Source organism: Pseudomonas mandelii (assembly GCF_900106065.1).
Classification (GTDB): Bacteria; Pseudomonadota; Gammaproteobacteria; order Pseudomonadales; family Pseudomonadaceae; genus Aquipseudomonas; species Aquipseudomonas mandelii.
In genome coordinates, this window is sequence record NZ_LT629796.1 from 3,759,579 (window position 1) to 3,780,962 (window position 21,384).

Genomic DNA, 21,384 nt, shown 5'->3' on the forward strand with positions numbered 1-21,384 from the left:
GGGTTATTCCTTGTTCCGTGCGGGTAGCATCAAGTTGCCATGAGTATTGGCAATCCCGTGATGGCAGTCAAAGGGACATTCAATCTCATGGTTTTTTGCCTGCAGCTTGGCAGAAATGCTGTTGTTTTGAGTATTTGCCCTATTAGTACTGTGTCGGTAGTTGGGTCCTTCAACTTGAGGGGGATTGGGACTATTTTTCCTTTTGTTGATGTTAGCCTGCTGTGGCGGGGGGGCAAGGGGCTGAATGCTGGTTTCATTGTCGGAGATTGGCTTGGGTTCTGCTGGTGTCCACATTTCAACTGTGGGAGTGAGGCTGCTCGCGATGGCGGCCTTCGGGCCGACCATGTTGTGGTTGACCGGGTACATATCCGTTTCTGCGGTAACGGCGGCTGGCGGTTTCGCCCTTACGGCGAGTCCCTTTTGTCAAACGCCACAAAAGGAACCAAAAAGTCTCGCCCCAAGCGTCCGGCCCCTCGCTAAGGCTCGGCGTACCTTCGCTCCGGTATCCATCCGGGGACACTGCCCTCCGGTCTGCTTCGCGACGACCTACATGCAGCGTGTTCGACTGCGTCGAACGGCGCTGCGCGCCACTCCCCGGATGAACACCTCCACTCAGCCTCCCGAAAGGGGCGGGTAGATCAAGATCAAGAGCTGAAGGCGAGCTAACGCTCGGCCTGATGAGTGGTGAGAATCAAAGGCTGTACGCTGAGTTCTTGTAGGAGCGAGGCTTGCCCGCGAAGGCGGCCTGACAGCCAACCAATCTCTTGCAGGTACACCCATTCCACTGTAGGTGCGAGGCTTGCCCGCGAAGGCGGCCTGACAGCCGACCAATCTCTTTGCAGGTACCCCCATTCCACTGTAGGAGCGAGGCTTGCCCGCGAAGGCGGCCTGACAGCCAACCAATCTCTTTGCAGGTACCCACATTCCACTGTAGGAGCGAGGCTTGCCCGCGAAGGCGGCCTGACAGCCGACCAATCTCTTTGCAGGTACCCACATTCCACTGTAGGAGCGAGGCTTGCCCGCGAAGGCAGCCTGACAGCCAACCAATCTCTTGCAGGTACACCCATTCCACTGTAGGAGCGAGGCTTGCCCGCGAAGGCGGCCTGACAGCCGACCAATCTCTTTGCAGGTACCCACATTCCACTGTAGGAGCGAGGCTTGCCCGCGAAGGCGGCCTGACAGCCGACCAATCTCTTTGCAGGTACCCACATTCCACTGTAGGAGCGAGGCTTGCCCGCGAAGGCAGCCTGACAGCCAACCAATCTCTTCCTGATGCCTCCCGATTGATCGTTCCCATGCTCCGCGTGGGAATGTCGCCCGGGACGCTCCGCGTTCCATTTTTGTGTGTTGAACGATGTGTAAAAAACTCAGCGTTTTCCCACGCATTTTTCAGGTTGCCGGGTAGGAAGCGTGTTCTCTAACCTCTGGCTGTCGCTGAAAACTCAGCGACCGGGTGTGAGAGCCCGGCAACTTATGGTCATCCAGTGTCTGTACACGCATAATCGCCGCCAGCTTATTCGCTGCCAGTATTTGCGTTATGGCGGCTGTGTGCGGGCGGACTTCGGTCCGGCCGGGTGTCCATAACCGGTCTTCTCACCTCGCACATAGCTGCCACCTCTTCGCCGTGTGAGAAGCGGCAAGTGGAGGCTCCAACGCTGGAGAAATTCAATGGACAAATTAATCCCCGACCCACCCGTCAACACTGCACCCACCACCGAAGCCGAAACGCTCCTCAAAGACCACGAAGCCATAAAACGCGCCCTCGACTACTACCTCGACCCGCCAAACCAATACCTCGAAAAACCCCGTCGCCCCAGCACGATGTTCATGATCGCCCCCGACATGGACACTGAAAGCCTCCTGGCCCAAGCCTGCGAGTCACTGGCTTCGGCCAGCGTCATGGCCAGCGATTTCGCCTCGAACCTGATCGGCCCGCAGCGCAACACCGTGCTGGCAATCCAGCAGATCATCATGCTGGCAGAACTGGCCGTGAACCGGGCGCTTGATAACGTCGATCCGGCATAGCATTCCAGAGACCGCGTCATCGTTCTTCGCGAGCAGGCTCGCTCCCGCAGGAGATCGAGCGGGTTTTATAAAGGGTGTGTTCACTGTGGAGCGAGCCTGCTCGCGAAGGCGGCCGGGTAGTTGATTCGATGTTTGAGCGACACACGGCAGTGAATACTTCCAAAGTCCATAAAAAAAACCCGGCATAAAAGCCGGGTTTCTTGTCTGGCGTCGAGCTTAAGCCTTGAAGGTTTTGCCTTCAAATTGCTCAGCCACGAATTTCCAGTTGACCAGGTTCCAGAACGCTTCGACGTATTTCGGACGAACGTTGCGGTAGTCGATGTAGTAAGCGTGTTCCCAGACGTCGCAGGTCAGCAGCGGGGTGTCGCCGCTGGTCAGCGGGTTGCCGGCGCCGATGGTGCTGGCCAGGGCCAGGGAACCGTCAGCCTTTTTCACCAGCCAGCCCCAACCGGAACCGAAGGTGCCGATGGAGGTTTTGCTGAATTCTTCTTTGAACTTGTCGAACGAACCGAAAGAAGCGTTGATGGCTTCAGCCAGTGCGCCGGTTGGTTGACCGCCGGCGTTTGGCGCCAGGCAGTTCCAGTAGAAAGTGTGGTTCCAGACTTGAGCGGCGTTGTTGAAGATGCCGCCCGAGGAAGACTTGACGATTTCTTCCAGGGTCTTGCCTTCGAACTCGGTGCCTGGCACCAGGTTGTTCAGGTTCACGACGTAGGTGTTGTGGTGCTTGTCGTGGTGGTATTCCAGAGTTTCCTTGGAAATGTGCGGCTGCAGGGCATCGTGTGCGTAAGGCAGCGGCGGCAATTCGAAAGCCATGATGATTCTCCTAATCAGGTCAGTTGCGGTGAGCGCAAGGCCGATCACGGGCGGCCAGACAAGCGCCGGGGAGTTTGTACTCTTTGCGGCGCATCGGATCGGATCATAGCACCGGGGGTGCGGCATAACCACGCAACAACTGTGTGGGATAGAGGTTCCAGAGCCTTTTGGAATAATCAGCTGGCGACGATTAATTGAAACGCCACGGCAAACATCATCACCGCCACCAGCAGATCGAGAATTCGCCAGGTGCTGGGCCGTGCCAGCCAGGGTGCCAACCATGCCGCGCCGAGTGCCAGGGTGAAAAACCACAACAACGACGCACTGGCCGCCCCCACGACATAAGCGCCGGGCTCGGTTTGCTGCGCGCCGAGGGAGCCGATCAACAACACGGTATCCAGATAAACGTGCGGGTTGAGCAAGGTGACGGCCAACGCGCTGAGCATCACCGCACGTAGCGAGCGCACCGTCTGGTTTTCACCTTGTTGCAGGCTTTGTTTCGAGCACGCCCGACGCAGCGCCTGACTGCCATACCAAATCAGAAATACCGCGCCACCCCAGCGGGCGACCGCCAACAAGGTCGGGTTTTGCGCCAGCACCGTCGCCAGCCCGAATACCCCGGCGGCCACCAGCAAGGCGTCGCAGGTGACGCACAGCGCCGCCACCGGCAGGTGATGTTCACGTCGAAGGCTCTGCGCCAGCACAAACGCGTTCTGAGTGCCGATCGCCATGATCAGCCCGGCGGCCACCAGCAGGCCGTTCACATAGCTTTGCCACATAAGGGTTTACTCCGCGTTGGCTGCCAGGTCGCGCAACACGTGCATTGCGCGTTGGGCATCGGCCTGACCGACGAATAAATGGTCGTGGTAGTAACCGGCGATCACGTTGCAACTGATGCCGGCCTGGCCCAATGCCGTGGCGAAGGCGGCGGTGAGGCCGACGGCTTCGAGGGCTGAGTGCACGTTCAAGGTGATCCAGGCCGCGACGTAGTCGAAGCTGAAACCGGCCTGCTCGGCGAGGGAGCGTTCGAGAATGACGGTCAGCCCCTCCTGCTCGCGAAAGCTGCCGACGATCGCGAGGCCGGCGGGCAATTGGCCGTCGCGCAGGGTGCAAAATACATATTCGCCCTCATTGAGGTGCGGGCTCATGCTGCGCAGCAGGGTTGCCAATGAAGTTTCGCCAGCCATGTCGGTGATCCTGTTCAAGAGTGCTTACTGGCTATTCTCCGGTGCAACGCGGTATAAGAAAAACCAATCATGCTGATCGCTCATTAGGAAAACTGATGTTCGACTATAAATTGCTGTCTGCCCTGGCCGCCGTGGTCGAGCAGGCCGGGTTTGAACGTGCCGCGCAGGTTCTGGGCTTGTCGCAATCGGCGATTTCCCAGCGCATCAAGTTGCTGGAGGCGCGGGTCGGCCAGCCGGTGTTGGTGCGGGTCACGCCACCGGCGCCTACCGAGATTGGTCGGCGGCTGCTCAACCATGTCCAGCAGGTGCGTTTGCTGGAACGGGATCTACAGACGCTGGTACCGGCGCTGGACGAAGAAGGTCTGCCGGAACGTCTGCGCATCGCCCTGAACGCCGACAGCCTGGCGACTTGGTGGGCCGCAGCCGTCAGTGATTTCTGCGCTGAGCAACACCTGCTGCTGGACCTGGTCGTCGAAGACCAGACCGTCGGCCTCAAACGCATGCGCGCTGGCGAAGTGGCCGCGTGCATCTGCGCCAGCGAGCGCCCGGTGGCTGGCGCACGTAGCGTGTTATTGGGCGCCATGCGTTATCGCGCGTTGGCCAGCCCGGCGTTTATCGCCCGGCATTTTCCTGAAGGCGTGCGTGCTGACCTGCTGGCAAAAACCCCGGCGCTGGTCTTCGGCCCGGACGATTTCCTGCAGCATCGCTACCTCGCGTCCCTCGGGGTCGATGGCGGTTTCGAACACCATTTATGCCCATCGTCTGAAGGCTTTATCCGCCTGACCGAAGCCGGGCTTGGCTGGGGCCTGGTGCCCGAATTGCAGGTGCGCGAGCAACTGGAACGCGGTGTATTGGTGGAGCTTTTGCCAGATAAGCCCATCGATGTGCCGCTGTACTGGCATCATTGGCGCAATGGCGGTCAGCTGCTGGGGTTGCTGACCGATCAATTGGTGCGTTCGTCGAAGCAATGGCTGGTGCCCTGGAAGCAGCCATAAGCGTCAAGCTGCAAGCCGCAAGTGAAGCGCTTGCAGACCGTTTTTAACTTGCTGCGTGTAGCTTGATGCTCACCGCTGCATTTGTTGGAGCTCTACATGAAAATTCTGGTTACCGGCGCAAGCGGCTTCATTGGCGGACGCTTTGCGCGTTTCGCCCTGGAGCAGGGCCTGGACGTGCGGGTCAATGGTCGCCGGGCCGAAAGCGTCGAACACCTGGTGCGCCGTGGCGCCGAGTTTATCCCGGGCGACTTGAGCGACCCGGAACTGGCGCGCGAGCTGTGTTCCGATGTCGAAGCGGTGGTGCATTGCGCCGGCGCGGTCGGTTTGTGGGGACGTTATCAGGACTTTCATCAAGGCAACGTGCAGGTCACTGAAAACGTGGTCGAGGCCTGCCTGAAACAGCGGGTCCGACGCCTGGTGCATTTGTCGTCACCGTCGATCTACTTCGATGGCCGTGATCATCTGGGGCTGACCGAAGAACAGGTGCCTAAACGTTTCAAGCATCCCTACGCCGCCACCAAATTCCTCGCCGAGCAAAAGGTCTTTGGCGCACAGGAGTTCGGTCTCGAAACCCTGGCCCTGCGCCCGCGTTTCGTCACCGGGGCGGGTGATATGAGTATCTTCCCGCGGCTCCTGAACATGCAGCGCAAGGGACGCCTGGCGATCATCGGCAACGGCCTGAACAAGGTCGACTTCACCAGTGTGCAAAACCTCAATGAAGCATTGCTCAGCAGCTTGCTGGCCAGCGACTCGGCCTTGGGCAAGGCCTACAACATCAGCAATGGCACGCCTGTGCCGTTGTGGGACGTGGTCAATTACGTCATGCGCAAGATGGAAGTCCCACAAGTGACGCGCTACCGTTCCTACGGCCTGGCCTACAGCGTTGCCGCGCTCAACGAAGGGGTGTGCAAATTGTGGCCGGGCCGTCCCGAGCCGACGTTGTCACGGCTGGGCATGCAGGTGATGAACAAAAATTTCACCCTGGACATCAGCCGCGCCCGGCATTATCTGGACTACGATCCGAAAGTCAGTCTCTGGACGGCCCTCGATGAATTCTGCGGCTGGTGGAAAGCCCAGGACATTCGCTGACTTTTGCAGTGACAAACCTGCCAGCACTGAACCGAGTTTGGCGTTGAGGGTCAATCGCTGCGGCCGTGGGGTTTATACTCGCTGCCTATAGCCATCACCGCGTTCCACAAAGGTTGACTCAATGTCCATGCGTAACGATGCCAACGACGACTTCGATGATGTTCCAAGCCTGCGCGCCGACGTCCCCGATGACGATGATTTTCCGACCTCGAAACGCACCTCCGTGCATTCGCGCACGGCGCCGGTGGTCAAAGTCAAAAGCGCCAGCACCGGGCCTCTGTGGGCACTGGTCGGGGCTTTGTTCTTCGCATTCGCCGGCCTTGCCTGGTGGAGCTTTCAACAGATTTCGCTGATGGAACAGCAACTGGTGGCCACCCAGGAAAGTTTCGCGCGGATCAGTGAGGATGCGGCGGGACGCTTGCAGGACATTTCCGGCAAGGTGGTCGCCAGCCAGACCAACGTCACTAGCGACAGCGAAGCCCTGAAGTTGCAAATCAAGCAGCTGGAAAACCAGTTGCAGGACCAAAGCAAGCAGCAGCAAGGTGTGGTCGGTCAGACCAGCGACCTGGACAAGCGTCTGGCACAAATGACCGCACAAACCGCCGATCTGGACAAGCGCCTGGCGCAGATGACCGCCCAGAGCACCGAACACCAGGCCGCCAACACGCAATTGCAGGCGCAGGTCAAAGCCTTGAGCACCGAGTTGGCTGCGCTGAAAAGCGCCCCGGACGACACCAGCAAATTCGACGCCCAGCTCAAAAGCCTCGGCGCCGACATCGTCGCGCTGAAAAAACAGGGCAACCCGAGCGCCGCCATCGAGCGACTGGAACAAGACATGATCGTGCTCAAAAGCCAGCAGGACAACCGCCCTGCAGCAGCGCAAGGCGTCACCAATACCGCCGAGTTCGATGCCTTCCGCGGCCAGACCACCCGCAACATCAACACCCTTCAGGCGCAGATCCAGAATCTGCAGCAGCAACTCCGCGCAAGGCAGTAAACCTTCGGCAGCTGCTACAAGGGCCTGAAAATTCGTACATATCCCATAGCCGTCTACGCTCTTGAAACACCGACAAGAACGAGGGGATGCGCTATGGGGGTTCTGCACAAGTGGGCCGTGTTGGGGTGGATGCTGTTGTTGTGTCTGGGGCAGGTTCAGGCGGCTACGGCGGAAAAGGATGACAGCCAGGCGGCCAAAGCCTTGCTGGAAAAAGCCCTGGCCTACTACCACGACAACGGCGACAAGGCGTTCGCGGCGTTCAGCCGTCAGGGCGAGTTTGTCGACAAGGATCGTTACGTCTTCGTGGTCGATACCAAGGGCGTGATGCTTGCCAGTGGCGGGCCGTCTTCGGCCTTGATCGGGCGTGATGTGACCGAAACCCTGGGACCGGATTTGCAGAAGGCCTTCAAGGACGCCTTGAAAGTGCCGGAGGGCAATGGGATCCAGCAGGCTGAATACCGCTGGCAGAACTGGTCCGACGGCAAGGTCGAGCGCAAGCATGTGTTCTATCAGCGCGTTGGCCAGCGGATTCTGGCCGTGGGTTACTACCTGCCACGGGCGTCGGCGGAACAGGCGATGGCCTTGCTGAACAAAGCGGCGACGGATCTGGCCAAAGACGAAAAGGGCACGCTGACTGCGATCAACTCCCTCAAGGGCGGCTACTTGCAGGATGACCTGTACGTGTTCGTCGTTGACCTCAACACCCAGCGTTACGTGGCCCACGGCACCAACCTGCGGTTGATCAATACCGACTTCGGCAAGATCAAGGACCCGGAAGGCAAACCGGTGGGCGAGCCGATCCTGGCGTTGATTGCCAAGCAGGATTACGGCGAATACGAATACCGCTGGAAAAACCCGGTCACCAGCAAGGTTGAAGACAAGCATGCCTACCTGAAAAAGGTCGGGCATTTTCTGGTGGCGGTCGGGTATTACAGCCCTTGATTCATCGGTGTCTGTGAGGACGCCTTCGCGAGCGGGCTCGCTCCCACAGTAGATCTCCAGTGTTCACAGCATTTGTGGACGACAAAGATCCATTGTGGGAGCGAGCCTGCTCGCGATGGCGGGCGACTCGGTCTATCTATCGGACTTTATCCTCACGCCCCCGCAACACCCTGTTCGGCATCGCAACCGCCGCCGCCAACCCCAGCAACGACACCGCCGCACTGACCATCAGCAAATGCCTGAACGTCAGCGCCAACTCGGCGCGCAAGGCGTTCTGCGCCTCCCCCGGTGCAGCGTTCAAACCGTCCAGCAACACATTCCCTGAACGGCCCTCGGCAATCATCGACGAACCGGCCAGGTGGGCGAAGCTCGAATCCTGCAGCAGCGCCAGCAACAGCGCCGACATCAATGCCACCCCCACCGCGCCGCCCAGCGAGCGGAACAGGTTGGTGGTGCTGGTGGCGACGCCGATGTCCCGCTGTTCCACCGAGTTCTGCGTCCCGACCAATGACGTCGGGAATTGCATGCCGCTGGCAATGCCGCTGAGCAACATAAACAGACTGCTGAGCAAGAACGCCTGGGGCGGACTGAAAGCCATGCCGAGAATCGAGATCGGCATCAGCACCGCCCCTGCCAGGATCATCGGTTTGTAGCGCCCTGTTACCGAGGTGCGGCGTCCGGCGAAATAAGCCCCGATTGGCAAGCCCATGGCCAGCGGCAACAGGTGCAGCGCGGCGCTGTCGGCCCCGGCGCCGGTGACGCTCTGGAAGCGCAGCGGCATCAGCACGATCAGCGAGATGGCCTGGAAACTGGTGAAGAAAATCGTGCACCAGCACAGGATCGCGTTGCGGTTGGCAAACAGGTGCATCGGCAGCAACGGCTCCCGCGCCCGGCGCTCATGCCAGACGAACAGCGCCAGCACCAGCACCGCGCCCCCGAGCAGGCCCAGCACTTCGGCGCTGCGCCATGAGTGGCCCTGACCGACTTGCGTGATGCCCAGCAGCAAGGCGGTCAAACCGATAATCATCAGCAACGTGCCGAGGTAATCGATGATCGGTTGGCGTTGTGGCACGGGCAAACCCACCAGTGTGCGATTGGCCACCAGCCAGGCCCCGATGCCCAGCGGCAGGTTGATCAGAAATACCCAGCGCCACGACAGGTATTCGGTCATGTAACCGCCGAGCACCGGGCCGGCAACACTCGCCACGGCGTACATGCTGCTGAAATAACCCTGATAACGACCGCGCTCCCGGGGCGGGACGATATCCCCGATGATCGCCTGGCTGACCGAAATCATTCCGCCCGCACCGATGCCCTGGATGATTCGCGCCAGCACCAGTTGTTCCATGCTTTGGGCCATGCCGCAGAACAGCGAGGCGAGGGTGAACAGCCCCATTCCGAACAGCATTAACTTGCGTCGGCCGTACAGGTCGCCGAGCTTGCCGTAGATCGGCACCGCCACGGTCATCGCCACCATGTAGCCGGAAATCACCCAGGCCAGCAGGCTGACGTCCTTGAATTGCGCGGAGATGGCCGGCATGGAAACGGCGACGATGGTCTGGTCCAGTGCGCCGAGAAAGATCGCCAGCATCAGGGCGATCAACACGCTGCGAATAGCCGGTTTAGGCGTTTCAGGCTGGTTGAGATTGGTCACGGTGGAACCTGCGGGCAGTGAGTGTCCCGCACGAGGCAATGGCGAGCGGGGATGCTCGCCAGTGTAAGTCGGTAGGAGGCTATTCGATAGCCTCATAAGGAAGCCCGACGTAATTTTCTGCAATGGTTTTTCGACCGGCTTCGGAGTGTACGAAGTAGTCCAGCTCCGACTCGTTGATGCGCTGGCTGAAGGCGTCGTGATCATCGAAGCGGTGCAGCATCGACGTCATCCACCAGGAAAACCGTTCGGCTTTCCAGACCCGGCGCAGGCAGATCTCAGAGTATTTCTCCAGCAGATCGAGGCGCCCCTCGGTGTACACCTTTTGCAAAATGGTGAACAAGGTGCTGACGTCGCTGGCCGCCAGGTTCAGGCCTTTGGCACCGGTGGGCGGGACGATGTGCGCGGCGTCGCCGACCAGGAACATCCGCCCGTACTGCATCGGTTCGACCACAAAACTGCGCAGGGGCGCGATGCTTTTTTCGATGGACGGCCCGGTCACAAGAGAATCGGCCAGCGCCGCAGGCAGGCGCGATTTGAGCTCCTCCCAAAAACGCTCATCCGACCAGGCCTCGACCTTCTCGTCGGCCGGCACCTGAAGGTAGTAACGCGTGCGGGTTGCCGAACGCATGCTGCACAAGGCAAAACCGCGTTCGTGGCGGGCGTAGACCAGTTCGTCATGGACCGGCGGCGTATCAGCGAGAATCCCGAGCCAGCCGAATGGATAGACCCGCTCGAAGACCTTCAGGCATTCGGCAGGAATCGACTGTCGCGCCACGCCATGGAAACCGTCGCACCCGGCGATGTAGTCGCAATCAAGGCGCCAGGTCTCGCCATCCTTCTCAAACGTCACGAACGGTTCTGCGGTTTTCATTGCGTGCGGTACGACGTTGTCGGCCTGGTAAATCGTCTGCGCGCCAGCCTCCCGACGAGCGGCCATCAGGTCCCGGGTGACTTCGGTCTGACCGTAGATCATCACGGTTTTGCCACCGGTCAGGGCTTGCAGATCGATGTGTACCCGGCGTCCGTCGAGGGCCAACTTGAAACCGCCATGGACCAGCCCTTCGGCATCCATGCGCTGACCCACCCCGGCCTGACGCAAAAGCTCTACCATGCCTTGTTCGAGGACACCGGCGCGGATTCGGCCGAGCACATAGTCGGGGGGCTGTCGTTCAAGGATCAGGGTGTCGATTCCGGCGTTATGCAGCAATTGGCCGAGCAGCAAACCGGAGGGGCCGGCGCCAATGATGGCGATTTGGGTTTTCAGCGTTTTCATTGTTTTTATGACTCGCAAGCTTCACGCGACCACGGCCGGTGAATGATTTTTATGGATCGAGTGCTTGCATTTTTCCCTTGCGGGTCTGTCAATTGAAGGTGAAAACTGAGCCGATACCTGTACATTCTGCCAATCGGTGCGATTATCGCCCGTAACCCTCTGAGGCCTGGATTGAAGTGATGAACAAGCCTGACCTACCTTCGATTCCAGTGTTCAAGCTCTACGGTGAAAGCCTGGACTGGCCGACCCCCGACTTGCTGCACTGTGAAACCATTTCCAAACGCAGCCGCGAACATCAATGGGAAATCAAACCCCATCGTCACGCTGATTTGTGCCAGTTGCTCTTCGTATTCAAAGGTCAGGCAGAGCTTGAAATCGAAGGCAAACACACGGAGCTGACCGAACCGACGATCCTGATCCTGCCGCCGTTATCGGTGCATGGTTACCGGTTTTCCGAGGACGTCGAAGGGTTCGTCGTGACCCTGGCCGCGCCATTGATTACCCATCTTCAGGCGCAACTGGGCAACTCGGTGAACGCGCTGGCCCAAGCCGAAAGTTACCCGGCGGGCAAGGACAGCGACTACCTCAACAGCCTGTTTTCAGCGCTGCAAGAGGAATACACCGGGCACCAGCCTGCGCGTGAAATGCTCATGCATTCGCTGGTCAGCGTGATCATGGTGTGGGTCAGCCGCCAGGTGATTTCGCGCCGCGCTGCCAGTCAGCGTCCGCACCGTGCCCGGGAGTACCTCAACGGTTTTATCCAGCTGGTGGAAGAGACCTACCGTCAGCACGTCAAGGTCGAGGACCTGGCGCATCGGCTGGGGATCTCCGTGTCGCACCTCAACGGCACCTGTCGTGAGCTGGCGGGGCAACCGGCGTTGCAGATCATGCACGAGCGACAGTTGCTGGAAGCCAAGCGCTTGCTGACCTACACCAGCATGACCATTTACGAAATGTCCGACGTGTTGGGGTTTTCCGATCCGACCAACTTCACACGCCTGTTCCGGCGTCGGGTAGGGATCTCGCCCAAGGCTTTTCGCGACCGCTTGAAGGCCGATCAGGACAACGAGGCCTGACCGCCTTCGTTACCGAAGGGCATTGAGGGTCGCGTTGTGGGGAATGCAGCGCTCGAAGTTACAACTCGCGTAGTCGCGGGGCAGTTGTCGCAACTGCTCGACACGCCAGGCGGCGGTGCCATACAGCGCCAGCGTCGCCGCGCAGGTGACGAAAATGGCGAGGTATCTTCTTGTTTTGGTGTTCATGGCGTTGACCTCTGAACGAATACCCTCCGGTATTACTTTGAGCATAGGTCAGCGGGAGTGAGTTGCCAGTGACAGGGCTTTTGTATGTACCCCGACATTCAGAACACTGATACCCCCTGTGGGAGTGCGCCTGCTCGCGATAGCGGAGTGCCAGGCAACAAAGATGTTGAATGTCAGACCGTCATCGCGAGCAGGCTCGCTCCCACAGGGGAGTGGAGTCGAGCGCAAAGGCTGCGGTATCACCAATCAAACTGTGGGAGCGAGCCTGCTCGCGATAGCGGAGTGCCAGGCAACAAAGATGTTGAATGTCGGACCGTCATCGCGAGCAGGCTCGCTCCCACAAGGGGAGTGGAGTCGAGCGCAAAGGCTGCGGTATCACCAATCAAACTGTGGTAGCGAGCCTTCTCGCGATAGCGGAGTGTCAGGCAACAAAGATGTTGAATGTCGGACCGTCATCGCGAGCAGGCTCGCTCCCACAAGGGGAGTGGAGTCGAGCGCAAAGGCTGCGGTATCACCAATCAAACTGTGGGAGCGAGCCTGCTCGCGATAGCGGAAGTGCCAGGCAACAAAGATGTTGAATGTCGGACCGTCATCGCGAGCAGGCTCACTCCCACAAGGGGAGTGGAGTCGAGGGCAAAGACTGCGGTATCACCAATCAAACTGTGGGAGCGAGCCTGCTCGCGATAGCGGAGTGTCAGGCAACAAAGATGTCAGATTTCAGACCGTCATCGCGAGCAGGCTCGCTCCTACAAGGGGATTCGGTTACAGGCCGATATCCCATGCCGGCTCTTCGGGAAACCTGAGCACCAGAAAATCCAGCATGCTGCGCAGCGCCGCCGGCATGTGCTTGCGTGAGGCGTATACCGCGTACACGTTCATCTGCCGGGGCTCGGCGTGTGGCAGCAGGCGGATCAGCTCGCCGCTGTGGATATGCACACCCGCCTGATAACTGGGCAGCATTGCCACCCCCGCACCCGCCATGGTTGCGCGCAGCAATGTGCTGGCTTCGTTGGCGCTGATGTTGCCCTGCACGGGCACCGACACCGGCTCGCCGTTCTCCTCGAAATGCCAGAGGCTTTTGCCGAAGTAGGAGTGGGTCAGGCAGTTGTGCTGGCTCAAGTCCTCGACCCGCTGCGGTGTCGGGTGTTCGCTCAGGTAAGCAGGGGAGGCGCAGATCACCGAGCGGCAGACGGTCAGCCGCCGGGCGATCAGGTTCGGGTCAAGGTCGTTGCTGGTGCGGATCGCCAGGTCGATGCGTTCATCCACCAGGTTCACCGTGCGGTCGAGCATCTGCATGTCGATGCTGACACCGGGGTACCTTTTGACGTAAGCCGCCATGGCATCCGCCAATTGCGCCTGGCCGAACGAGGTGCTGACGCTGATGCGCAGCAGGCCACGTGGCGCCTCGTCCGGCTCGCTGACAGCGGCTTGCATGTCGGTGGACAGGTCGAGCATCTGCCGACACCGGGGCAGAATCTCGCTGCCGGCGGCGGTCAGGCTCAATTTGCGCGTGGTGCGGTGCATCAAACGCGCGCCGACCCAATCTTCCAGCTCGGCCAGATAACGCGATACCACCGGCCGTGACAGGTCCAGATGATCGGCGGCGGCCGACTGGCTGCCGAGGTCGACCACTGAGACGAACACTCGCATTGCTTGTAGACGATCCATGATTTGCCCGCTTTCAGAAACAAACTATGTTCAAGCATCGCATTTTTTGTACTGAGTCATGCAACTAAGCTCTGTCCCCATCGCCAGACACGGCATTTGGACAACGGAGCAACAGATGATCGGCTTCACCTCTCTCAAGCGCTTTTTGCTGGCCACCGCCACCCTCGGCTTCGCGGCCCACGCGGCTGCGGCATCGACCCTGACCCTGGACGTTTACAACCCGGGCGACAAGGCAATCTTCCCGGTGACCTCGGTTCTGGTCAGCGGTGAGAAAGAAGCGATTCTGGTCGACGCGCAATTCGGCAAGTCCCAGGCCGAACAGGTGGTCGAGAAAATCCGCGCCAGCGGCAAGCAACTGACCACCATCTACATCAGCCACGGTGACCCGGATTACTACTTCGGCCTCGACACCCTGACCGCCGCCTTCCCGAACGCCAAAGTGCTGGCCTCGCAGCCGACCGTGGATCACATCAAGCACACCGTCGACGGCAAACTGGCGTTCTGGGGCCCGAAAATGGGCGCCGACGTGCCGGCCAAAACCATCGTGCCGGGCGTACTCAAGGGTGACAGCCTGATGCTTGAAGGGCAGAAGTTGCAGGTGGTGGGCCTGGACGGCAAGCAGCCGGACCGGACCTTTGTGTGGATCCCGTCGATCAAGGCCGTGGTCGGTGGCGTGGTCGTCGCCGAAAACATCCACGTGTGGATGGCCGACACCCAGACCGCGCAATCCCACACCGATTGGTTGGCTACGCTACATGCCATCGAAACCTTGAAACCGAAAACCATCGTGCCGGGGCATTACCTCGGTGAGAGCGCCCGTTCGCTGGCCGCCGTGCAGTTTACTGCCGATTACATCAAGGCCTTCGACGAAGAAACCCCAAAGGCCAAAGACGCCGCTACGCTGATCGCCGCCATGAAAAAACGCTTCCCGACTTTGGGCGAAGACAGCTCGCTGGAGCTGAGCGCGAAAGTCGCCAAGGGCGAGATGAAGTGGGGTGAATGAGTTTATGTGGCGAGTGGATTAACTGTGGCGAGGGAGCTTGCTCCCGCTGGACCGGGCTGGCGCTCCTGTGCGAAGCGCTCGCCCGCAGTGTTTGAGCCACAGCGCACTCTCAGGTTTTACGACTGCTGCGCAGCCGAACGGGAGCAAGCTCCCTCGCCACAATGTTGGATGCCAAACGAATACGCGTGTACTCAAGCCAACTGGAGAACGTCATGAGCAAAATCGCAATCATCGGTGCCACCGGCCGTGCCGGCAGCCAATTGCTGGAAGAAGCCCTGCGTCGGGGTCATAGCGTCACGGCCATTGCCCGCGACACCTCGAAGATCAGCCCGCGTGCCGGTGTGGTTACCAGGAACGTCGATGCCCTTGATGCCCAAGCGTTGCAGGCGGCCGTCGCTGGTCATGACGTGGTCATCAGCGCGGCGCACTTCGCGACCCTTCCCGCCAGCGCGGTGATCGGGCCGGTGAAAAAGGCCGGGGTGAAACGACTTTTGGTGGTGGGCGGTGCAGGTTCGTTGTTGCTGCCGGACGGCACTCGCGTGATCGACAGCAAGGGCTTTCCTGAGGAGTACAAGGCTGAGGCGAGCGCCGGGGCTTTGTTTCTGGAAAACCTGCGTGAGGAACAGGATCTGGACTGGACCTTTCTGTCCCCGTCGGCGGAATTCGTCGAAGGTGAGCGCACCGGGGCGTTTCGGGTGGGCAAGGATGATTTGCTGGTGAGCAGCGAAGGGCGGAGCTGGATTTCGTTCGCCGATTACGCGATTGCGCTGATCGATGAAGTGGAAGCGCCGAAGCATTCGCGGCAGCGGTTCACCGTCGGTTATTGAGTCACTGAAAAACCTGTGGGAGCGAGCCTGCTCGCGATAGCGGTGGGTCATTCAACAAATATGCCGACTGACCCACTGCTATCGCGAGCAGGCTCGCTCCCACAGGGTTATGCGCCAAGTCTTCGGGGCTCAGCGTGACTGAGCCTGCTCCACCAACCACCCCAACAACTCGCGCAACTTCGGCGAAGGCCCGGGTTTTTCCGGGAACACCAGGTAATACGCCAACCCTGTCTTCACCTTCAATTCAAACGGCATGACCAGTCGCCCAGCGCTCAGGTCGTCGCCAATCAACGACCAGTCCCCAATCGCCACGCCAGTTCCTTGGGACGCCATCGACATCGCCAGGTCCAGGGTTTCGAAATGCTGGCCCTTGCCGACATTGCTCAAGCGAATATCGGCGCTGGCCAGCCAGGCTTTCCAGTCGCGTTCATCGCGGGTCGGGTGCAATAGCATGTGTTGTTCCAGATCCTCCGGCGCTTGCAACGGCACCGGCCCCTCGAGGTAGGGCCGGGAGCAGACTGGCGTCAGTTGCTCATCGAACAGCCGATGGGACGCCAGTGATGTCTCCGGCGGTACGCCATAGATCACCGCCGCATCGAACTGCTCGCGATGAAAATCCACGCCGTGTTTCACCGTGGTGGTCAGTTCGACCGGCACGTCCGGGCGCTCCCTTTGCCACTGCACCAGGCGCGGCAACAACCAGCGCATCACGCACGTCGGGGCCTTGAGTTGCAGGGTTTCACGCTTCTCGCCGATCTGTTCCACCGCCTCGTCGATCAAGCCGAAAATCTGCTGCACCCGTGGCAGCCACTCGCGTCCTTCAGCGGTCAGGCTCAAGCCCCGGGCCTGGCGGATAAACAACTCATAACCCAGATGTTCTTCCAGCCCGGCGATCTGCCGGCTCACCGCGCCTTGGGTGATGTAGAGCTGTTCGGCGGCCCGAGTGAAGTTGCAGCACTGCGCGGTAATCAGAAAAGTGTGCAGCGCCGGCAGGGGAGGCAATCGTTTCATTTGGATCCAAGGTATGACGTGAGGACATGGCTAGTATGACTTTTTATCCATTGTTGCGGCTACGTGTCGCCCGTTCCAATGAGGCCATCCCTGGACCTGCCCACGCATCATAAACACTGCGCAGGCCCGGCGTCTCAAACGAACAAAAAGGGCAAAGACATGGCGACGTGCGGCGAAGTATTGGTCAAGTTACTCGAAGATTACGGGGTCGAGCAGGTGTTCGGCATTCCCGGGGTTCATACCGTGGAGCTGTATCGCGGGCTGGCCCGTTCGAGCATCAACCACGTCACGCCGCGTCACGAACAGGGCGCCGGTTTCATGGCCGACGGTTATGCGCGCACCAGTGGCAAACCGGGTGTGTGCTTCATCATTACCGGCCCGGGCATGACCAACATCACCACCGCCATGGGCCAGGCCTACGCCGATTCGATCCCGATGCTGGTGATTTCCAGCGTGCAATCGCGCAGCCAGTTGGGCGGTGGTCGCGGCAAGCTCCACGAGCTGCCGAACCAGAGCGCCTTGGTCGGCGGCGTGGCGGCGTTCTCCCACACCTTGATGTCGGCGGCGGAACTGCCTCGCGTATTGGCCCGCGCCTTTGCTCTGTTCCAGGCCGGCCGTCCACGCCCGGTTCACATCGAAATTCCGCTGGACGTTTTAGTTGAAGACGCCGACGACCTGCTCGCCAGCCTGCCAGTGAACATCGACCGTGCTGGCGCCTCGCCAAGCGCCATCAGCCGCATGACCGCGCTGCTGGCCGGCGCCAAGCGCCCACTGATTCTCGCGGGTGGCGGTGCCATTGATGCCGCCGCCGAGTTGACCGAGTTGGCCGAACGGCTGGACGCACCCGTGGCCCTGACCATCAATGCCAAAGGCATGCTCGAATCCAGTCACCCGCTGCTGATCGGTTCGACCCAGAGCCTGGTTGCGACCCGTGCCTTGGTCGCCGAGGCCGACGTAGTGCTGGCCATCGGCACCGAACTGGCCGAGACCGATTACGACGTCACGTTTGCCGGCGGTTTCGAGATTCCCGGCGTGCTGCTGCGCGTGGACATCGACCCCGACCAGACCGTGCGCAATTACCCGCCGAAAGTCGCCCTGGTGGCGGACTCGCGTAACGCCGCGCAAGCCTTGCTCAGTGAACTGTCCAAGCACTCGCTGGCCGAGCGTCGCAACGATTGGGGACAAGTCCGCGCTGCCCGTCTGCGTGACGACCTCGCCGCCACCTGGGACGCCCCGACCCTGGCCCAGACCCGCTTCCTCGAAACCGTGTTGCACGAATTGCCGGACGCAGTGTTCGTCGGCGATTCGACCCAACCGGTGTACACCGGCAACCTGACCTTCAACCCGGAACGCCCGCGTCGCTGGTTCAATTCGTCCACCGGTTACGGCACCCTCGGTTACGCCTTGCCGGCGGCAATCGGTGCCTGGCTCGGTGGCAGCCTTGAAAACGGTGCGCGTCCTCCGGTGGTATGCCTGATCGGTGACGGCGGCCTGCAATTCACCCTGCCGGAACTGGCCAGCGCCGTTGAAGCGCGCACCCCGGTGATCGTCCTGCTGTGGAATAACCAGGGCTACGAAGAGATCAAGAAATACATGGTCAACCGCGCCATCGAACCGGTGGGCGTGGACATCTACACCCCGGACTTCATCGGTGTGGCCAAGGCGCTGGGCTGTGTGGCGGAAGCGGTCAACGGTGTTGAACAACTGCGCAGCGCCTTGCGCAGCGCCGCCGACCGTCAGGGCCCGACCCTGATTGAAATCGATCAGACCCAGTGGATGAAGGCGGTGTCGAAATGAGTTTCCCTACCACTCTGGACGGCCTGTACATCAACGGCCAATGGTCGGCTGGCAACGAACATCTGCGCGTGATCAACCCGGCGACCGAAGCCCTGTTGACCACCGTGAATGGCGGCGATGAAAAAGCCGTCGATCAAGCGGTCACCGCCGCCACCCAGGCGTTCGGCGAATGGTCGAAAACCACCGGTGCCGAACGCGGCGCGATCCTGCGCAGAATCGCCGCCGGCGTGCAGGCCGGGCGCGACCACTTGATGAAGTTGCAGTCGAGCAACAACGGCAAGCCGCTGTTCGAAGCCGCCATCGACGTCGATGACGTGATCGCGACGTTCGAGTACTACGCCGGTCTCGCCGAAGGCCTCGATGCCAGACAAGACAGCAACGTCGAGCTGCCCACCGACGATTTCAGCGCTCGCGTGCGCCGTGAACCGTGCGGCGTGGTCGGCCTGATCGTGCCGTGGAATTTCCCGATGGTCACCACGGCCTGGAAACTCGCCCCAGCCCTGGCGGCCGGTTGCTGCGTGGTGCTCAAACCGTCCGAAGTCACGCCGTTGCCCGAGCTGGAACTGGCGGCGATCGTCGCTGAGGCCGGCTTGCCGGATGGCGTGTTCAACCTGGTCTGCGGCACGGGCCTGGCCGTCGGCGCGCCGCTGTCGGCCGACCCGCGCATCGCCAAAATCTCCTTCACCGGCAGCAATGCGGTCGGTGTACAGGTCATGCAACGTGCGGCGGAAACTGTCAAAGGCGTGAGCCTGGAACTGGGCGGCAAATCTTCGCTGCTGGTGCTCGCTGACGCCGACATCGAACTGGCGGTTGAAGTGGCCTGTGGCGGCGGTTTCTTCAACGCCGGGCAAATGTGCTCCGCCACCAGCCGCGTGCTGGTCGCTGATGAATTGGCAGATGAGTTCCTCATCCGATTGAAGGCCCGCGCCGAAGCCATTCGCGTCGCCGACCCGTTCGACCCGAACGTGGAAATGGGCGCGCTGGTCAATCAGGCGCAATACCAGCGTGTGCTGGGCCACATCGATCGCGGTTTGAGCGCCGGGGCCAAGCTGGTTAGCGGCGGTAATCGCCCTGCAGACCTGCCCCGCGGCTATTTTTTGCAGCCGACGATTTTCACCGAAGTGCCCCAGGGCAGTGCGTTGTGGTGTGAAGAGATTTTCGGCCCGGTGATCTGCGTGCGCAGTTTCGCCACAGAAGCCGAAGCGATTGCCCTGGCCAACGACAGCCAGTTTGGTTTGGTGGCCAGCGTGGTGACTCGCGACAACGAAGCCGCGGATCGGGTCGCCAACGCCTTGCAGGCGGGGCTGGTGTGGATCAACGCGCCGCAAGTGATCTTCCCGCAGACCGCTTGGGGTGGCTACAAACAGAGCAGCATCGGCCGCGAATTGGGGCCGTGGGGCTTGCAGGCTTTCCAGGAAATCAAACACGTGATTCGCGCCGTCTGAAGGCACGAAACAGGTGAGTGCATGCCTCGTATCGAGGCATGCACTGGTGTCATGGCTTCGATGAGTTTTTATCGATAGTCAGGTGTTTTGCACGACCTCAGGATGAACTCACTGGTTCAGCCAAACCCCCGAAAATACGAGGGAAAACGCTGATCCGGCTGCGCGGATGCAACAGTTTCGACCTGCCTTATACCTACAAAAACAAAGGGAGTCCGTAATGGGCGAACATGATCTGAACAGACGTCAATTCATCAAAACCGTGGGCGTGGCGTCCGTAGCTGCGGCGGCCATGAGTTTGCCCTTCGTCAAGGCCAATGCCAGCGACACGCGCTTCCAGGGCAAGACCCTGCGCCTGTTGACCTGGTCCGACGACACCGGCCTGGCTGCACTGCGTAACATCGCGGCCACCTTCGAAGACAAATATGGTTGCAAGGTCATCGCTGACCGCACCGGCAGCACCTCGGAAATGGTCGCCAAACTCAAGGCCGCCGGTGATCGTCCGCAGTACGACATCATCACCCTGGCCGGCGTCGGCGCCGAAGGTCTGGCAGCAGCCAATCTGCTGGAAAAACCAGACCTCAACCGCATTCCCAACCTGGTCGACGTACCGGAGAAATACCGTACCGGCGCTAACGGTCACGGCATCGGTTACCTGCTGTGGTGCAACAGCCTCGTCTACAGCACCCGCACCATCAAGGAAGCACCGGACAGTTACGCCGCCCTGTGGGACGCCGAGCTGTCGCCGAACATCTTCCTGCCGCCGCCGAACTGGACCGAAGCGATGGACCTGATCATCATCGCCGCCAAACTGGCCGGGGGTGACGAGCACAACATTGAGCCGGGCTTCAAGAAACTCGCCGAGCTGAAAGACCGTGTGGTCACCCTGGGTGAAAACCCGAACCAGATCGCCGAATTGTTCCGCACCGGTTCCCTGGACATGGGCGGCCTGTACGCACCGGCGTTCTTCCCGAAACAGATCCGCGATCCGGCCTATGGCCTGGGCGCTACGTTCGGGATGAAGGAAGGTTTCTACACCGACCTGATGCTCTCGGTGATGCCGAAGAACCGTCCGGGCGATACCGACCTGACCTACGCCTTCATCAACCACTCTCTGGACCCGCTGGTGCAGGGCAAGATGGCCGAGGACATCTACAACGGCCCGGTCAACGCCAAGGCGATCATCTCCGCCGAAGCGCGCAAGAGCCCTTACATCCTCACGCCGGAGCAGATTGCCGAGAAGGCGATCATGCACGACAACGCCTTCCTGGCCTCCGTGCATGACCAATGGATTCGTCGTTACACGGAAATCTTTTCTTCCTGATTGAGTGGCGAACACAAGATCTTCAACCACTGAAGATCCCCTGTGGGAGCGAGCCTGCTCGCGAATGCGGTCTGA

The 21,384-nt window shown here is 60.5% G+C and carries 20 protein-coding genes; 11 read left to right on the forward strand and 9 right to left on the reverse strand.

Annotated features, from left to right (window positions below; translation table 11 throughout):
* Positions 1-3: 3 nt before the first annotated feature.
* Positions 4-366 carry a hypothetical protein gene (locus tag BLU63_RS32790; RefSeq protein ID WP_144443421.1) on the reverse strand — a complete coding sequence of 121 codons (363 nt, stop codon included), beginning with the start codon at positions 364-366 and terminating at the stop codon, positions 4-6.
* 1,302 nt (positions 367-1,668) lie between these two features.
* On the opposite strand from BLU63_RS32790, the gene BLU63_RS17335 reads away from it, so the two are divergent.
* A complete protein-coding gene (locus tag BLU63_RS17335) occupies positions 1,669-2,025 on the forward strand; it encodes a DUF6124 family protein (protein ID WP_083375864.1) in 357 nt (118 codons plus the stop codon).
* Between the two features lie 216 nt (positions 2,026-2,241).
* Here BLU63_RS17335 and BLU63_RS17340 read toward each other — a convergent pair whose 3' ends face one another.
* From BLU63_RS17340 to BLU63_RS17350, 3 genes are all read right to left on the reverse strand, one after another.
* Positions 2,242-2,838, reverse strand: a complete 597-nt coding sequence (locus BLU63_RS17340; protein ID WP_010457614.1) for a superoxide dismutase — start codon at positions 2,836-2,838, stop codon at positions 2,242-2,244.
* Positions 2,839-3,014: 176 nt separating this feature from the next.
* On the reverse strand, positions 3,015-3,617 hold the full coding sequence (locus BLU63_RS17345) for a LysE/ArgO family amino acid transporter (protein WP_010457612.1): 603 nt from the start codon (positions 3,615-3,617) through the stop codon (positions 3,015-3,017).
* Between the two features lie 6 nt (positions 3,618-3,623).
* Positions 3,624-4,025, reverse strand: a complete 402-nt coding sequence (locus tag BLU63_RS17350; protein WP_010457610.1) for an ACT domain-containing protein — start codon at positions 4,023-4,025, stop codon at positions 3,624-3,626.
* A gap of 95 nt (positions 4,026-4,120) precedes the next feature.
* Between BLU63_RS17350 and BLU63_RS17355 the strand changes: the two genes are divergently transcribed.
* The 4 genes from BLU63_RS17355 (at position 4,121) to BLU63_RS17370 (ending at position 8,048) form a co-directional block, all read left to right on the forward strand.
* Positions 4,121-5,020 (forward strand): LysR family transcriptional regulator ArgP, encoded by a 900-nt coding sequence (locus BLU63_RS17355; RefSeq protein ID WP_083375865.1) that lies wholly within the window; start codon positions 4,121-4,123, stop codon positions 5,018-5,020.
* A gap of 96 nt (positions 5,021-5,116) precedes the next feature.
* Positions 5,117-6,109 (forward strand): NAD-dependent epimerase/dehydratase family protein, encoded by a 993-nt coding sequence (locus BLU63_RS17360; RefSeq protein WP_010457606.1) that lies wholly within the window; start codon positions 5,117-5,119, stop codon positions 6,107-6,109.
* A 121-nt stretch (positions 6,110-6,230) separates the two neighbouring features.
* Positions 6,231-7,106 carry an ATPase gene (locus tag BLU63_RS17365; RefSeq protein WP_010457604.1) on the forward strand — a complete coding sequence of 292 codons (876 nt, stop codon included), beginning with the start codon at positions 6,231-6,233 and terminating at the stop codon, positions 7,104-7,106.
* Between the two features lie 93 nt (positions 7,107-7,199).
* Positions 7,200-8,048, forward strand: coding sequence for a cache domain-containing protein (locus BLU63_RS17370; RefSeq protein WP_077750482.1), 849 nt, complete (start codon positions 7,200-7,202; stop codon positions 8,046-8,048).
* A gap of 136 nt (positions 8,049-8,184) precedes the next feature.
* Here the strand turns inward: BLU63_RS17370 and BLU63_RS17375 are convergent, their stop codons facing one another.
* Both BLU63_RS17375 and pobA read right to left on the reverse strand, forming a co-directional pair.
* On the reverse strand, positions 8,185-9,702 hold the full coding sequence (locus tag BLU63_RS17375; protein WP_083375866.1) for an MDR family MFS transporter: 1,518 nt from the start codon (positions 9,700-9,702) through the stop codon (positions 8,185-8,187).
* Between the two features lie 79 nt (positions 9,703-9,781).
* A complete protein-coding gene (gene pobA, locus BLU63_RS17380; RefSeq protein WP_174604248.1) occupies positions 9,782-10,966 on the reverse strand; it encodes a 4-hydroxybenzoate 3-monooxygenase in 1,185 nt (394 codons plus the stop codon).
* Positions 10,967-11,154: 188 nt separating this feature from the next.
* Here pobA and BLU63_RS17385 point away from each other — a divergent pair, with 188 nt between their 5' ends.
* Positions 11,155-12,051 (forward strand): helix-turn-helix domain-containing protein, encoded by an 897-nt coding sequence (locus BLU63_RS17385; protein ID WP_083375868.1) that lies wholly within the window; start codon positions 11,155-11,157, stop codon positions 12,049-12,051.
* A 9-nt stretch (positions 12,052-12,060) separates the two neighbouring features.
* On the opposite strand, the gene BLU63_RS33035 is transcribed toward BLU63_RS17385, so the two are convergent.
* Complete coding sequence (locus BLU63_RS33035; RefSeq protein ID WP_010457594.1) at positions 12,061-12,237, reverse strand: hypothetical protein; 177 nt, start codon at positions 12,235-12,237, stop codon at positions 12,061-12,063.
* A gap of 762 nt (positions 12,238-12,999) precedes the next feature.
* On the reverse strand, positions 13,000-13,905 hold the full coding sequence (locus BLU63_RS17395) for a LysR family transcriptional regulator (RefSeq protein WP_202979502.1): 906 nt from the start codon (positions 13,903-13,905) through the stop codon (positions 13,000-13,002).
* A gap of 115 nt (positions 13,906-14,020) precedes the next feature.
* Between BLU63_RS17395 and BLU63_RS17400 the strand changes: the two genes are divergently transcribed.
* A complete protein-coding gene (locus BLU63_RS17400) occupies positions 14,021-14,908 on the forward strand; it encodes an MBL fold metallo-hydrolase (RefSeq protein WP_083375869.1) in 888 nt (295 codons plus the stop codon).
* A gap of 212 nt (positions 14,909-15,120) precedes the next feature.
* Positions 15,121-15,735, forward strand: coding sequence for an NAD(P)-dependent oxidoreductase (locus tag BLU63_RS17405; RefSeq protein WP_083375870.1), 615 nt, complete (start codon positions 15,121-15,123; stop codon positions 15,733-15,735).
* Positions 15,736-15,864: 129 nt separating this feature from the next.
* On the opposite strand, the gene BLU63_RS17410 is transcribed toward BLU63_RS17405, so the two are convergent.
* On the reverse strand, positions 15,865-16,746 hold the full coding sequence (locus BLU63_RS17410) for a LysR substrate-binding domain-containing protein (RefSeq protein WP_010457585.1): 882 nt from the start codon (positions 16,744-16,746) through the stop codon (positions 15,865-15,867).
* A 159-nt stretch (positions 16,747-16,905) separates the two neighbouring features.
* Here BLU63_RS17410 and BLU63_RS17415 point away from each other — a divergent pair, with 159 nt between their 5' ends.
* The 3 genes from BLU63_RS17415 to BLU63_RS17425 all read left to right on the forward strand — a co-directional run bounded on the left by BLU63_RS17415 (position 16,906) and on the right by BLU63_RS17425 (position 21,309).
* Positions 16,906-18,543, forward strand: a complete 1,638-nt coding sequence (locus BLU63_RS17415; protein ID WP_083375871.1) for a 5-guanidino-2-oxopentanoate decarboxylase — start codon at positions 16,906-16,908, stop codon at positions 18,541-18,543.
* On the forward strand, positions 18,540-19,988 hold the full coding sequence (locus BLU63_RS17420; RefSeq protein ID WP_083375872.1) for an aldehyde dehydrogenase family protein: 1,449 nt from the start codon (positions 18,540-18,542) through the stop codon (positions 19,986-19,988). Before BLU63_RS17415 ends, BLU63_RS17420 begins: the two co-directional genes overlap by 4 nt.
* Positions 19,989-20,205: 217 nt before the next feature.
* Entirely contained in the window at positions 20,206-21,309 is a 1,104-nt protein-coding gene (locus tag BLU63_RS17425) for an extracellular solute-binding protein (RefSeq protein WP_010457579.1), read from the forward strand.
* Positions 21,310-21,384 lie beyond the last annotated feature (75 nt).

Bases quoted from the DNA above. Each gene is read 5' to 3' on its own strand.
- BLU63_RS17350 (WP_010457610.1), bottom strand. From the start codon at position 4,025: ATGGCTGGCGAAACTTCATTGGCAACCCTGCTGCGCAGCATGAGCCCG.
- BLU63_RS17340 (WP_010457614.1), bottom strand. From the start codon at position 2,838: ATGGCTTTCGAATTGCCGCCGCTGCCTTACGCACACGATGCCCTGCAG.
- BLU63_RS17360 (WP_010457606.1), top strand. From the start codon at position 5,117: ATGAAAATTCTGGTTACCGGCGCAAGCGGCTTCATTGGCGGACGCTTT.
- BLU63_RS17400 (WP_083375869.1), top strand. From the start codon at position 14,021: ATGATCGGCTTCACCTCTCTCAAGCGCTTTTTGCTGGCCACCGCCACC.
- BLU63_RS17370 (WP_077750482.1), top strand. From the start codon at position 7,200: ATGGGGGTTCTGCACAAGTGGGCCGTGTTGGGGTGGATGCTGTTGTTG.
- BLU63_RS17355 (WP_083375865.1), top strand. From the start codon at position 4,121: ATGTTCGACTATAAATTGCTGTCTGCCCTGGCCGCCGTGGTCGAGCAG.
- BLU63_RS17335 (WP_083375864.1), top strand. From the start codon at position 1,669: ATGGACAAATTAATCCCCGACCCACCCGTCAACACTGCACCCACCACC.
- BLU63_RS17425 (WP_010457579.1), top strand. From the start codon at position 20,206: ATGGGCGAACATGATCTGAACAGACGTCAATTCATCAAAACCGTGGGC.
- BLU63_RS17365 (WP_010457604.1), top strand. From the start codon at position 6,231: ATGTCCATGCGTAACGATGCCAACGACGACTTCGATGATGTTCCAAGC.
- BLU63_RS17415 (WP_083375871.1), top strand. From the start codon at position 16,906: ATGGCGACGTGCGGCGAAGTATTGGTCAAGTTACTCGAAGATTACGGG.
- BLU63_RS17345 (WP_010457612.1), bottom strand. From the start codon at position 3,617: ATGTGGCAAAGCTATGTGAACGGCCTGCTGGTGGCCGCCGGGCTGATC.
- BLU63_RS33035 (WP_010457594.1), bottom strand. From the start codon at position 12,237: ATGAACACCAAAACAAGAAGATACCTCGCCATTTTCGTCACCTGCGCG.
- BLU63_RS17395 (WP_202979502.1), bottom strand. From the start codon at position 13,905: ATGGATCGTCTACAAGCAATGCGAGTGTTCGTCTCAGTGGTCGACCTC.
- BLU63_RS17420 (WP_083375872.1), top strand. From the start codon at position 18,540: ATGAGTTTCCCTACCACTCTGGACGGCCTGTACATCAACGGCCAATGG.
- BLU63_RS32790 (WP_144443421.1), bottom strand. From the start codon at position 366: ATGTACCCGGTCAACCACAACATGGTCGGCCCGAAGGCCGCCATCGCG.
- BLU63_RS17410 (WP_010457585.1), bottom strand. From the start codon at position 16,746: ATGAAACGATTGCCTCCCCTGCCGGCGCTGCACACTTTTCTGATTACC.
- BLU63_RS17385 (WP_083375868.1), top strand. From the start codon at position 11,155: ATGAACAAGCCTGACCTACCTTCGATTCCAGTGTTCAAGCTCTACGGT.
- BLU63_RS17405 (WP_083375870.1), top strand. From the start codon at position 15,121: ATGAGCAAAATCGCAATCATCGGTGCCACCGGCCGTGCCGGCAGCCAA.